Genomic DNA, 12,857 nt, shown 5'->3' on the forward strand with positions numbered 1-12,857 from the left:
ACTTGAACTAGAACAGTTGTAGCAAGCGTCCAGTCACTTTGTCCGTGCGCACGACGTCGGCCACACTGATCGACATGAAGGTCACTCCCCGCCGCCTCGCGATCGGAATGAGCCTGTGGGCGCCGAACCTCTTCAGCGGCATCCGCATCCGACGATTCAGCGATGACTGGACGCACGCCACGGTCGAACTGCACGTGAATCTCATCACGCGCAACTACGTCAAGACGGCGTTCGGCGGCTCGATGTCGGCGATGACGGATCCGTACTTCTTCATGCTCGTGATGCACCAGCTCGGCCGGGACTACGTCGTGTGGGACACCCGCGGCGAGATCGAATTCCTCAAGCCGGGGCGCGGTGTCCTCACCGCGGAGTTCCACGTCTCGAAGGAGCGCGCCGAGGAGATCCGCGCGCGGGCGCACGGCGGAGCCAAGGTGCTGGAGTGGTTCGAGACGGTCATCACGGACCGCGAAGGAGACATCGTCGCCAAGGTGCGCCGCGAGGTCTACATCCGCGAGAAGAAGCGCGTCACGACGGCGCGCGGCACGGATCGTTAACCGCAGGGTGGCACGATGATGCTGTGCCTCTCGCCCGACGCCTGACCCTCGCCGACGCCACCGCGATCGGGCTCGGATCGATGATCGGGGCGGGCGTGTTCGCCGTGTGGGCGCCGGCACTGGGAGCGGCCGGTTCCGGCATCCTCATCGCCCTCGCGGTCGCGGCCGTGGTCGCGTACTGCAATGCGACCAGCTCGGCGCAGCTCGCCGCGGTTCATCCGGTCGCGGGCGGGACGTACGCCTACGCGCGTGCCGAGATCGGCCCGTGGACGGGCTTCATCGCCGGATGGTGCTTCGTCATCGGCAAGATCGCCAGCTGCGCGGCGATGGCGTTGACCTTCGCGTCGTACGCGGCGCCGGCCGGCTGGGAGCGCCCCGTCGCCGTTGCGGCCGTCGCAGCCCTCGCCACCGTGAACTGCTTCGGCGTGACCCGCACCGCGCTGGCCACCCGCGCACTCGTGGTGCTGTCGCTGCTCGGCCTCGCGGCCGTCGTGGCCGCTGGTGTCGGCGGCGCACCGCACGCGCCTGCGCCCCTCGCCGACGCCACGGCGTACGGCGTGCTCCAGGGTGCCGGGCTGCTCTTCTTCGCCTTCGCCGGCTATGCCCGCATCGCCACGATGGGCGAGGAGGTGATCGACCCGGAGCGCACGATCCCGCGCGCGATCGTGCTCGCGCTCGGCGGCGCCGTGGTCGTCTACGTCGCGGTCGGGCTCACGGTGCTGTTCGTGCTGGGTGCGGATGCCGTGGCGAGCGCCGCGCCGCTCGCCGACGTCGTCCGAGCCGTCGGGTGGGAATGGGCGGAGCCGGTCGTTCGCGTGGCGGCGTCCGCGGCATCCCTCGGCGCCCTGCTCGCACTGCAGACCGGCATCGGGCGCACGACCCTCGCCATGGCGCGCGAAGCCGACCTCCCCCGCGGGCTGGCCGTCGTCGACGAGCGCCGGCAGGTGCCGCAGCGGGCGGAGATCGCCGTCGCGGCCATCGTGATCGCGATCGTGCTGATCGCGGATCTGCGCGGATCGATCGGCTTCTCCTCCTTCGGAGTGCTGCTGTACTACCTGATCGCGAACGCTGCGGCGTTCCGACAATCCGCGGATGTGCGGCGCTACCCGCGGTGGTTGCAGGCGCTCGGGGTCGCCGGATGCCTTCTGCTCCTGAGCACCCTGCCAGTGGTCGCGTCACTGATCGGCACCATCGTCGTGCTCGCCGGAATCGGGTATCGGATGCTGCGGCTGCGCCGCCTCGCTCACTAGCGCGAGCGGCAGTGCTCGCCCTCGATCGCCAGCGCGAGCGTGGTCCGTGCGGGACGCTGCTCCTCGATGAGGAGGATCGTCCCTGGACGCCGAACGGTAGGACGACGGCGTGAAACCGAGCACGGCACGGAAATCGTTGGTCAGGTGCGCGTGATCGGCATATCCGAGCTCGGCTGCGAGCGTCGCGAGGTCGATATCCGGATGCTCGCGCACGCGCTGCGCCGCCTCTTGCAGTCGACGGCGCCGGATCATCGCCGCGGGTGACAACCCGACGTACCTGTGGGCCAGTCGCTGCATCGTGCGCACCGACACGGACAGCCTTTCGGCGGCATCCTCATCGCGGAGGATCGCCGCATCCGACATCAGCATCGCCGCCATCGCGTTCGCGTCGAGCGCTCCCGGACTCGGCGTGCCGACGCGATCGACGAGCCAGTCGGCGAACACGGCGGTCGCGCGTGCGCGCCCGCCCTCCCCCATCTCCTGGACGACGTCGCGATGCAGATCAGGAGCATCGAACGTGCGAGATCCGTCCCGCAGCGCGCTCGGCTCATCGATGAGTGCCGCAACCGCCGCCGGTTTCAGCAGGGCTCCGATGGCCCAACCCCGACCGGTGAGGTCGCGGTGAGACGCACGAGTGGTGGGGCCGACGAGTTCGACGCCACCGGCGTCGACGACGAGATTGAGAGCAGGGTAGGCGACGACGTGCTGGCGCGACGTCCGCCCCGGTTCGATGTTCCATTCCGGGATCCAGAACCACTCGACGAAGTCCGCGGCAGCCGCCGGGGGCGCAAGACGGTGGAACTCCGGCATCCGTGCCGGATACAGCACTCCGCGGCGCGCATCGATCACTCTCGACACCATAGGGCCCGACGCCGACATCGTGTCGCGAATCTCCAAGCGTCGGCACCGCCGGCATCCGTAGCGTCGAAGACATGACGAACACAGGACTCACTGGAGCACACACCACGAACGGTCGCCCGAACAACGCGACCTCCCTCACCCCCTTCCTCGCCATCCCCCGTGCCGGAGACGCGATCGCGTTCTACCGCGACGTATTCGGCGCGACCGTGATCGACGTCACGGAGATGGGCGGCGTCGTCGTCCACGCGGACCTCGACTTCGGACTCGGTCTGCTGCAGATCGGCGAGCCGACGCCCGACTACCACCTCGTTCCGCCGCCTGCCGGCGAGGACGACTGCTACTCGCTCGGGCTCTACGTCACCGACGTCGATGCGATCGTCGAGGCGGCCACCGCAGCCGGCGCCGTCGTCCGCGAGGCGCCCGCCGACTTCGTGTCCGGGGACCGGTTCGCGTCGATCCGCGACCCGTTCGGCGTGCGCTGGTCGATCATGTCGCGTGTTGAGGACCTCTCCCCCGCCGAGAGCGCTCGACGCGTCGAGGAGTGGGCGGCGAGCTTCACCGCCGAGACCGCAGCGCCGTGACGACCGCGGGCAGCAGAGCCTCGGCCGTCCGACGATAGCCCGTCGCCGAGGGGTGGAACCGGTCGAGGCTGAACATCTCGTCGGGTTCGGCGTGGAACGTCGGCCCGACGAGATGCCGCAGATCGACGGGAACGGCGCCCGTCCGCCACGCGACGCGGGTCTGCTCCGCAGCAAGGCGACGCGACATCCTCGACAGCAGGGCGCGCAACGGCTGCGGCACGGGCCGCAGCGTCCCGAGGTCAGGACAGGTGCCGACCACGACCGGCGTCCCGGCATCCTGAAGCCGGAGGATGGCGCGCTCGAGCTGGGCGGATGCCGTCGACGCCGGAACCAGATGCGTCACGTCGTTGCCGCCCACGACGATCACGGCGACGTCGGCTCGATACTCGGAGGGAAGGCTGTCGAGCTGATGCTCGAGCGCGGACGACTCCGAGCCGACCACCGCAGCCGTGTGCAGCCGAACCGGTTGCTGCAGCTCCCACGCCACGGCCTTCGCGATGCGTCCGCCCAGGGTCTGCTTGCGATGTTCGGCACCGAGACCGGCTGCCAGAGAGTCACCGAGCACGACGAGCTCGACCGCATCGCCCGGGAGCGAGCTCCGCCACACCCGGTCCGCATCGATCGACTGCTCGCCCAGCGGCTTGCCGATCCGGCGCCGGGCGATGGCCGCTTGCCTGGCCAGGAGGATCCGGATGCCGAGAGCGCATCCGACCACGACGGACGCCAGGATCGTCGCGAAGCGCAGGCGTGTCACGGAAGCAGTCAAGCCCGAAGAAGTGAACCGCGGGTTACGGCCGGGCGTCCCGCAAAGAGCGGGAACGGTCAGCTGAGCGGCTTGACCTCGAGCGACCCGGCGGCCGCCCCGGTCGCCACGATGGCGAAGCCCGTGTAACCGTCGGCGGACGAGCGCTCCAGCAGCGCCTTCAGGTTCTTCGTGCGGCGTTCGAGCCGAACCCTCGACCCGGCGGCGATGAGCGCCGACTTGTGCGCCGCGAGCTCGGACACCGGAACATGGTCGTCGTGCACGAGGACGATGGCCGCGGCATCCGCGTCCTCCGCGACCTCGACGAGGTCCACCAGACGCTCGAAGCCGAGCGAGAACCCGACAGCCGAAACCTGCTGGCCGAGGAAGCGCCCGATCATGCCGTCGTAGCGTCCGCCGCCGCCCAGCGAGTATGGCACCGACGGGTGCGCGAGCTCGAAGATCGTGCCCGTGTAGTAGCCCATGCCGCGGACGAGGAACGGGTCGAACACCAGCGGGATCTCCGCCCCCTCGGCGGCCGATCCCGCCGCGGCCCCGGCCGCGACGGCCCCGCCGATGCCGACCAGGTGCTGGACGATCTCGTCCGGCGCTCCTTCTGGCAGCCCCTTGCGGATCTGCCGCTCGCCATAGGGGATGTACTCGCGCGTCTGGGGACGCCGCAGGAAGGCCTCGAACGCATCGACAGCGGAGGCCGTGGCCTCGCGCTCCCGCAGTTCGGCGACGATCCCGTCCGGACCGATCTTGTCGAGCTTGTCGATCGTGATCAGCACACCAGGGCGCTCCTCGGCGGCGAAGCCGAACGCATCCAGCATCCAGTCCAGAGCGCGTCGGTCGTTGATGCGGATGCTCGCATCCGAGAGGCCGAGAGCCGAAACGGCATCCAGCGAAGCCACGAGCAGTTCGGCCTCGGCGCGCGATGAGTCGTCGCCCATGATGTCGATGTCGCACTGCACGAACTGGCGGTAGCGACCCTTCTGCGGACGTTCCGCTCGCCATACCGATCCGATCTGGATCGAGCGGAAGACCGTGGGCAGCTGCGCCCGGTTCGAGGCGTAGAACCGGGCCAACGGCACTGTCAGGTCGTAGCGCAGCCCGAGATCCGACAGCGCGGCAGGGTCGTCCGCCGCCGCGCGGATGCCGTCGGCATCCAGTCCGCGGCGCAGGATGTTGTACGAGAGCTTCTCGTTGTCGCCGCCGATTCCGGCATGCAGCCGGTCGTACTCCTCGACGACGGGCGTCTCGATCTCGTCGAAGCCGTGCGCGCGGTAGCGGTCTCGGATGACGGAGAGGACGCGCTCACGGCGGGCCTTGTCGGCGGGGAGGATGTCGCGCATGCCGCGCGGCGGGTTCACGGTAGCCACCCGACGATTCTTCCAGGTCTGCGAGACGGCGTGCGTCAGTCGTCGACTCTGCGCTGTTCGATCAGCGCGGCGGTCATGTCGTTGAGCAGTCGTGCCACGGCGTCCAGATCCGCGTCCCGAGGGGCGACGGCTGCGATCGCGTCCGCCCATCCGTCCCGCAGACGCCGAAGATTCTCCGCAGCCAACGGCGTCGATCGGACGACGACGGCCCGACCGTCGCCGCCGTCGTGCTCACGTGTGACCAGACCCTTGGTCTCGAGCCCTCGTAGTGCCGTCGACAGGTTCGACCGTTGCAGGCCCAGTCGATCGGCCAGCTCACTGGGGGCGATCCCGCCCGCGCGGTCGATCACGCGCAGGGCGAGCCGCTCGTTGAGGGTGAGCGGGATCACGTCGTCGTAGCGATGCCGGAACTCGATCTCGCGACCGAGAGCGAGCACGCCGTCGGCCAGATCCGCCAGAGCCGCCCGTCTCGCCACCATTCCTCCATCGTAGATCCGGATTCGACATATGATTCTAGTTATATTACTATAACTACTCGTGACGACTCTCCGCGATCCCTCCACCGACTCCATCCCGACCACCCGTGCCGCTCTGACCACGGGGCTGCTCGGCATCCTCGCCCTGCTCTCGGCGGTCGCGCCGTTCGCGACCGACCTGTACCTGCCAGCCTTCCCGGCGATCGCGGCCGACCTCGGCACGGATGCCACCGGCGTGCAGCTGACCCTCACCGCGTTCCTCGTCGGCATCGCGGTCGGGCAGCTGGTGTTCGGACCGCTCTCCGACCGTTTCGGACGCCGCCCGCTGCTGCTCATCGGTGCGATCGTGTTCGTCGCCGCCAGCGCCGCGACCGTGTTCGCGCCCACACTCGAGGTGCTGATCGCCGCGCGCGTGCTGCAGGGCCTCTCGGGGGCCGCCGGCATGGTGCTCGGACGCGCCGTGATCTCGGACCTCGCGGTGGGTCCGGCCGCCGCGCGCGCCATGAGCTTGATGATGATCGTCGGAGGCGTCGCACCCGTCGTCGCGCCGCTGGTCGGCGGAGCCATCGCCGAGCCGCTCGGTTGGCGCGGTGTCCTGGCCGTGGTGCTCGGCATCGCGGTCGTCGTGCTCGTCGCCGTGGCAACCGGCATCCGCGAGACGCTCCCCCGCGAACGCCGCGCTGAACTCGCCGTCCTGAAGCGCGCGACCGGATCCCCGCTGCGCGCGCTGCTGTCTCGCGAGTACATCGGGTACACCCTGACGTTCGCCTTCGCCTTCACCGTGATGATGGGCTACATCTCCGCGTCGCCGTTCCTGTACCAGAGCATGATGGGGCTGAACGAGCTGCAGTACGGATTGCTGTTCGGCGCCAACGCGCTGGCGCTCATGGTCACGAGCGCCGTCTCGGCGAAGCTCGTCGAACGCGTCGCGCCGCGTCGCCTGATCGCGATCGGACTCGTCGCTCTGGGCGTCGGCGTGGCCGCGTTCCTGGCACTGGTCATGGCCGGCTCGCCTGTCTGGATGCTGGCCGTCGCCGTGTTCGTCATCGTCGCGTCACTCGGATTCGTGTTCGGCAACGCGACGGCCCTTGCGCTCGGCGCGGTCCCCGGCGCCGCCGGAAGCGCGTCCGCCGTGCTGGGCGCCCTGCAGTTCGGCCTGGCCGCTGCGGTGTCCCCTCTGGTGAGCATCGGCGGCGAGAACGACGCCATGCCCCTCGCGATCGTCATGACGGTCGCGACGGTCATCGCGGTGGGCGCGTTCCTGTCGTCCCGGCGCGGCTGACCCGGCATCCGCCGTGCCGGATCCCGGATAGTTCCGCGTCGTGACGGCGTGTCCTGGCTGCGACGCGCCGCGACACTCGCGAACCGTCTGGGATTCGGCACGGCGACGCCACTGGCGTCCTACCGCGATGAGACGGCGTGGTGGGACCGTGCAGCCGACGCCTGACCTCACGCCAGGAACTGTCCTCTGGATATGCCCCGACGCGACGGTCGGTCATGAGCAGAGCGGCCGTCGTCCGGCGGTGGTCGTCGCGGGCGCTCGCTACCTCGACGTCGTCGAATCCATGGCGATCATCGTTCCGGTCACCTCGACGGATCGCGGGCAGGTCAGGGCAGTGGCGCGCTCTCAGCTGCACGGCCATCTCGGACAGGCCGACGATGACGTGCTCGAACGGATCCGCCACTGGCTGCGCAAGTTCCTCGACCTGTAGCGGCACGGTGTGAGGTTCTTTCCTAGGCTGAGGCCATGCCCGTCGAAGATTCCGCCCGACCCATTCTGGCCGCACTCGCGAACCAGACGGCGCGCGACGCGTTCGCGAGAGTCGTGCTGGGCGAGTCACTGGAACACCCGACCGCCGCACAGCGTCGGGCGCTCACGCAGCTCGACGCCGCGGGCCTCATCTGCACGGTGGGCGACGGCTGGACGATCGACGAAGCCCACCTGCGTCGGCTGCTCCAGTCCGGAGCGCGCCCGCGACCGAAGTCCGGACCCGAGCGCTTTCTCACGTCGGACGGACGAATTGCTCGATATCCGTCGCAGCACCACGAGCGCGTGGAGTTCCTGACGTTCATCGCACCGCGCGCGATCCAGGCACACGAGACGCTGACCGAGGCCGAGATCAACGATCGCCTGTCGCTGCTCACCGCGGATGTTGCGCTGCTGCGCCGGATGCTGGTCGATTACCAGGTGCTCGACCGCGACCCGGCCGGGACGAACTACCGGCTGATGGCGTAGACCTCAGGCGGACTCGGCAACGCGGACCTCGTTCTCCAGGACGCGGATGCGTTCGCGGAGCGCTCGTTCGGCATCCCAGCCGTTGGCGCGCGCCTGCGAGACCAAGGCGAGCAGGGCATCGCCGAGTTCGGCTTCGGATGCCGGGAGTGCAGGCTCTTCAGCAGAACCGCGCTTCGACTCGCTCCGCTCGCTCAACGAACGGGGGCCGGCGGGCTCGGCGAGAACCGACGCCGCCCGCCCCAGCACCTTCTGGGCCCTGGCCAGCGACGGCATCCCGCTCGGAACGCCGTCCAGCACGCTGGTGCGCTCGTGCTTCTCCGCCGCCTTGGCCGCGTTCCAGTGCACGAGCACCTCCTCCGGCGTCGTGGCGACCGCGTTAGCGAACACGTGAGGATGCCGGCGCACCATCTTCTCCGTCAGCGTGCGCGCGACGTCGTCGATGTCGAACGGATCGTCCGGGTCCTGAGCCGCGATCGCGGAGTGGAACAGCACCTGCCAGAGCAGGTCGCCGAGCTCCTCACGCAGTTCCGCACGATCGCCGACCTCGACCGCGTCGATCACCTCGTGCGATTCCTCGATGAGATACGGGACGAGGTCCCGGTGGGTGATCTGCTGCGACCACACGCAGCGCTCGCGCACGGCCCGCATCGTCTCGGCCGCGTCCCGCAGCGCGTCGCTCATCGCAGCTCCCTCACTCGGCATCCGGAACAGCATCCGACGGGGCATCCGAATCCGCGCCCGACGCGGCATCCGGACCGGCGTGACGGCGGTACCAGGCCGCCCGCAGCGAGACGACGACTCCGGACAGCACCAGCGCGATGAGCGATCCGACCAGAACACCGAGGATCGCCTGATCGCGCAGGCCCCGATCGTCCGCGAACGCGAGGTTGGCGAGCAGCAGGGACACGGTGAAGCCGATGCCGCCCAGCGTGCCGGCCGCAAGGAGGTCCGGGAGCCTGAGCGCCGGCGGGCCGCCGCTCGAACCGACCCGCATCGCCAGCCAGCCGAACACCCCGATGCCGATGATCTTGCCGATCGGCAGCGCGAACGCGATGCCGAAAAACGCCGGCGAGAACTCCGACGGCGAGACCGCCGGGATGACGACGAACGCGGCGGTGAACGCGAAGACCGGCAGAATGCCCCCGTTCACGGTCGGCTCCAGCGCGTACCGGATCCGCATCGACGGCGCCTGGGCGACCGCGAGCCCGAGCATCACGCCGGCGATCGTGGCATGGACGCCCGATGCGGCGACGAGCCCCCACACGACCACTCCGACGATCCCCATCGCCACGCCGATGACGACCTGGTTGCGCTCGCCGAGCTGTCGGCTCAGGATGCCGAAGGCCAGGACGCCGACGAGTGCGAGCAGCAGCAGGAGCCAGTTCAGGTCGTGCGCGAAGAGGACCGCGATGAAGATGATCCCGATGATGTCGTCGAGGATCGCCAGCGCCAGCAGGAAGACCCGCACAGCCGACGGCAGACCGCGTCCGAACACGGCCAGCACGCCGAGCGCGAAGGCGATGTCCGTCGCCGTCGGGATCGGCCAGCCGGATGCCGTCTCCGGCGCGCCCGCGATCGTGAGGTAGATCACGATCGGCACGAGCACCCCACCGGCGGCGGCGATCGCGGGCTGCAGGGCCTTGCGCAACGAGTTCAACTCGCCGCCGGTGAGCTCGTACTGCAGTTCCATCGCGACGACGAAGAAGAAGATCGCCAGCAGCCCGTCGGAGATCCAGTGCTCGACAGACAGATCCAAGCCCGTCCCCGGAACCGGGATGTGCACACCGAGCACCGCTGCGATCGCGTCGTGCGCGATGGTGTTGGCGAGCAGGAGGCCGAGTCCTGCCGCTGCGAGCAGCAGGATCGCGGGGAACTGCGCCGAGCGCAGCGGATTGCGTGACGATGTCATCAGGTCCACCGTATCGAGCGCGTTAATGCTGTGTCACGCGGTCAGGGGTGGCCTTCGCTCCGGGATACGCTCGAATCATGTCTCCCGAGCCCACTCCCACGGAAGCCATTCGCGTCATCGGCCGCTTCGAAGCAGGCCAGGGCATCCCCGAATCCATGCGCGCTGACGTCCGCATGCTCGGCGCCCTGCTCGGCCAGGTGCTGCGCGAATCCGGCACCCCCGGCCTGTTCGAGGACGTCGAGCGACTGCGCCTCGCGACGATCCAGGCCTACGACGACGAGAGCGCCGAGGCGTTCGAGCGTGCGGCATCCATCGCCGATTCCTTCTCGATCGACCGTGCCGACGAGGTGGCGCGCGCGTTCACCGCCTACTTCCACCTCGTCAACCTCGCCGAGGAGCATCAGCGCGTGCGCGTGCTGCGCGAACGCGCCGGCCAGCCCGGTCGAGAGGGCGCGGCGGACACGGTCGCGACCGCGTACGCGCAGCTGCGCCGCGAGGTGGGCGACGCCGAAGCCGAGCGCCGCCTCGCCGGGCTCCGCTTCCACCCCGTCTTCACCGCCCATCCGACCGAGGCGCGCCGCCGCGCGGTGTCGACCAGCATCCGCCGGCTGTCCGACCTCCTCACCCAGCACGACTCCGCGAGCGAGGACGGCGCCGAACAGCGCCGCGCCCGTCGCCGGATGCTGGAGGAGATCGACACTCTCTGGCGCACGGCCCCGCTGCGCGCTCAGAAGCCGACGCCGGTCGACGAGGTCCGCACGGTCATGAGCGTGTTCGACGAGACGCTCTTCACGACCGTCCCGCACGTGTACCGCCGCATCGACGACGCCCTGCGCGGCGAGGAATCCGGTGCCAGCGCGCCCGTCGTCCCCGCGTTCGTCCGCGTCGGCTCATGGGTCGGCGGCGACCGCGACGGCAACCCGTTCGTCACGGCATCCGTCACGCGCGAGGCAGCGCAGATCGCATCCGACCACGTCCTGCAGGGGCTCGAGCGCGCTCTCACCCGCATCGGTCGCACTCTGACGCTGGATGCCGAGAGCACCCCGGTCTCCCCCGCGGCGGCAGCGCTGTGGGACGCCTTCGCCGCGGCGGAGCCCGAGGCCGCCGCCGACATCTCGACGCGCTCGCCCGATGAGCCGCACCGTCGCCTGCTGCTGCTGCTCGCACGTCGTGTCGCCGCGAAGCGCGCCGGCGTCGCCGGAGGTTACACGCATCCGGACGAGCTGCTCGCCGATCTGCGCACGGTGCAGGATTCGCTCATCGCCGCAGGGTCGCGCCGCCACGCGTTCGGCGGCGTGCAGCACCTGATCTGGCAGGTCGAGACCTACGGCTTCCACCTCACCGAACTCGAGGTGCGTCAGCACTCGCAGGTGCACCGACAGGCGCTGGCCGAACTGGATGCCGGAGGCGAGCGCAGCGAGAAGACGATCGAAGTGCTCGACGTCTTCCACGCGATCGCCGAGATCCAGCGCGAGTACGGCCCCCGCGCGGCCGGCCGCTACGTCGTATCGTTCACGCAGTCGGCCGAGGATCTCGCCAACGTTCACCGCCTCGCCCGCTACGCGCTCGGAGACGATGCGCCCGTGCTCGATGTCGTGCCGCTGTTCGAGACGTTCGCCGACCTGCAGGCGGCCCCGGCGATCCTCGCCGAGACCGTCGAGTTCCCGGAGTTCCGCACGCGCATGCTCGAGACGGGAAACCGCCTCGAGGTGATGCTCGGATACTCCGACTCGTCGAAGGACGTCGGTCCGGTCGCGGCGAACCTCGCGCTCTACGAGGCGCAGCAGAAGATCGCGCAGTGGGCGCAGGACTCCCGGATCGAACTGACCCTGTTCCACGGCCGCGGCGGCGCCCTCGGGCGCGGGGGCGGACCCGCGAACTCGGCGATCCTCGCCCAGCCGCCGCACTCCGTCGACGGGCGCTTCAAGCTCACCGAGCAGGGCGAGGTCATCTTCGCGCGCTACGGTGAGCCCGCGATCGCGATGCGCCACATCGATCAGGTCGCCGCCGCCACGCTGCTGGCCTCCTCCCCCAGTGTCGAGCAGCGCACCAGCGGCGCCGCCGAGCGTTTCGCCCCGATCGCCGCGACGATGGACACCGCCTCCCGCGCCCGCTTCTTCGAACTCGTGCACGCGGAGGGCTTCGCGCCCTGGTTCGGCACGGTGACGCCGCTGGAGGAGATCGGACTGCTCGCCCTCGGCTCGCGCCCGGCGCGACGCGGCCTGTCGGTCGAGTCCCTCGAGGACCTGCGCGCCATCCCGTGGGTGTTCGCCTGGACCCAGGCGCGCATCAACCTGGCCGGCTGGTTCGGTCTCGGCACCGCGCTCGAAGCCGTCGGCGACGAGGCTCTGCTCACCGCGGCCTACCGCGAGTGGCCGCTGCTGCACACGATGATCGACAACGTCGCGATGAGCCTGGCCAAGACCGACGAGCGCATCGCACGTCGATACCTCGCGCTCGGCGACCGCGACGACCTCGCCCAGCTGGTGCTGGACGAGCTCGCTCTCACCCGCGAATGGGTCATCCGCCTCACCGGCGGCTCAGGGCTGCTCGTGAACAAGCCGATCCTGCAGCGGGCCGTGCAGTTGCGCAGCCCCTACGTCGACGCTCTCTCGCTGCTCCAGCTGCGTGCGCTGCGCGAGCTGCGCGCGGGCTCCGAATCGGCGACCGGATCCGGAGCGGATGCCGAACAGCAGCGTCTCCTGCTGCTGTCCGTATCCGGGGTGGCGGCCGGCCTGCAGAACACCGGGTGACCCCGGCGTCAGCCTCACAATGCGCGTCGCGCTAAAGTGAGAACTCGTGTGCCCGACCGGCGCCTTCTCACGCGACACGATCGCCTCACCCGCATCCCCATAAAGAAAGCCGT

The 12,857-nt window shown here is 69.8% G+C and carries 13 protein-coding genes; 7 read left to right on the top strand and 6 right to left on the bottom strand.

Features of this window, described 5'->3' with window-relative positions; genetic code table 11:
* Positions 1 to 74 precede the first annotated feature (74 nt).
* On the top strand, positions 75 to 554 hold the full coding sequence (locus M2317_RS03235; protein WP_429457253.1) for a PaaI family thioesterase: 480 nt from the start codon (positions 75 to 77) through the stop codon (positions 552 to 554).
* Positions 555 to 634: 80 nt separating this feature from the next.
* Positions 635 to 1,804 carry an APC family permease gene (locus tag M2317_RS03240; RefSeq protein ID WP_429457653.1) on the top strand — a complete coding sequence of 390 codons (1,170 nt, stop codon included), beginning with the start codon at positions 635 to 637 and terminating at the stop codon, positions 1,802 to 1,804.
* On the opposite strand, the gene M2317_RS03245 is transcribed toward M2317_RS03240, so the two are convergent.
* Complete coding sequence (locus M2317_RS03245) at positions 1,730 to 2,653, bottom strand: helix-turn-helix domain-containing protein (RefSeq protein WP_429457255.1); 924 nt, start codon at positions 2,651 to 2,653, stop codon at positions 1,730 to 1,732. The genes M2317_RS03240 and M2317_RS03245 overlap by 75 nt on opposite strands.
* Before the next feature lie 83 nt (positions 2,654 to 2,736).
* Here M2317_RS03245 and M2317_RS03250 point away from each other — a divergent pair, with 83 nt between their 5' ends.
* Positions 2,737 to 3,246, top strand: coding sequence for a VOC family protein (locus M2317_RS03250; RefSeq protein ID WP_429457257.1), 510 nt, complete (start codon positions 2,737 to 2,739; stop codon positions 3,244 to 3,246).
* Here the strand turns inward: M2317_RS03250 and M2317_RS03255 are convergent.
* The 3 genes from M2317_RS03255 to M2317_RS03265 all read right to left on the bottom strand — a co-directional run bounded on the left by M2317_RS03255 (position 3,221) and on the right by M2317_RS03265 (position 5,849).
* Positions 3,221 to 4,000 carry an SGNH/GDSL hydrolase family protein gene (locus M2317_RS03255; protein ID WP_429457259.1) on the bottom strand — a complete coding sequence of 260 codons (780 nt, stop codon included), beginning with the start codon at positions 3,998 to 4,000 and terminating at the stop codon, positions 3,221 to 3,223. The genes M2317_RS03250 and M2317_RS03255 overlap by 26 nt on opposite strands.
* 68 nt (positions 4,001 to 4,068) lie before the next feature.
* Positions 4,069 to 5,343, bottom strand: a complete 1,275-nt coding sequence (locus M2317_RS03260) for a histidine--tRNA ligase (RefSeq protein WP_429457655.1) — start codon at positions 5,341 to 5,343, stop codon at positions 4,069 to 4,071.
* Between the two features lie 62 nt (positions 5,344 to 5,405).
* On the bottom strand, positions 5,406 to 5,849 hold the full coding sequence (locus M2317_RS03265) for a MarR family winged helix-turn-helix transcriptional regulator (protein ID WP_429457261.1): 444 nt from the start codon (positions 5,847 to 5,849) through the stop codon (positions 5,406 to 5,408).
* 58 nt (positions 5,850 to 5,907) lie between these two features.
* On the opposite strand from M2317_RS03265, the gene M2317_RS03270 reads away from it, so the two are divergent.
* The 3 genes from M2317_RS03270 (at position 5,908) to M2317_RS03280 (ending at position 8,082) form a co-directional block, all read left to right on the top strand.
* Positions 5,908 to 7,128, top strand: coding sequence for a multidrug effflux MFS transporter (locus M2317_RS03270; protein WP_429457263.1), 1,221 nt, complete (start codon positions 5,908 to 5,910; stop codon positions 7,126 to 7,128).
* A 148-nt stretch (positions 7,129 to 7,276) separates the two neighbouring features.
* Positions 7,277 to 7,558 (top strand): type II toxin-antitoxin system PemK/MazF family toxin, encoded by a 282-nt coding sequence (locus tag M2317_RS03275; protein WP_429457265.1) that lies wholly within the window; start codon positions 7,277 to 7,279, stop codon positions 7,556 to 7,558.
* A 35-nt stretch (positions 7,559 to 7,593) separates the two neighbouring features.
* Complete coding sequence (locus M2317_RS03280; protein ID WP_429457266.1) at positions 7,594 to 8,082, top strand: DUF2087 domain-containing protein; 489 nt, start codon at positions 7,594 to 7,596, stop codon at positions 8,080 to 8,082.
* A gap of 3 nt (positions 8,083 to 8,085) precedes the next feature.
* On the opposite strand, the gene M2317_RS03285 is transcribed toward M2317_RS03280, so the two are convergent.
* On the bottom strand, positions 8,086 to 8,763 hold the full coding sequence (locus M2317_RS03285) for a MazG family protein (protein WP_429457268.1): 678 nt from the start codon (positions 8,761 to 8,763) through the stop codon (positions 8,086 to 8,088).
* Positions 8,764 to 8,773: 10 nt separating this feature from the next.
* Positions 8,774 to 9,991 carry a Na+/H+ antiporter NhaA gene (locus tag M2317_RS03290; RefSeq protein ID WP_429457269.1) on the bottom strand — a complete coding sequence of 406 codons (1,218 nt, stop codon included), beginning with the start codon at positions 9,989 to 9,991 and terminating at the stop codon, positions 8,774 to 8,776.
* 77 nt (positions 9,992 to 10,068) lie between these two features.
* Here M2317_RS03290 and M2317_RS03295 point away from each other — a divergent pair, with 77 nt between their 5' ends.
* Entirely contained in the window at positions 10,069 to 12,744 is a 2,676-nt protein-coding gene (locus M2317_RS03295; protein ID WP_429457271.1) for a phosphoenolpyruvate carboxylase, read from the top strand.
* Positions 12,745 to 12,857: the final 113 nt, after the last annotated feature.

This window comes from Microbacterium sp. ZKA21, assembly GCF_050434165.1.
Lineage (GTDB): Bacteria > Actinomycetota > Actinomycetes > Actinomycetales > Microbacteriaceae > Microbacterium.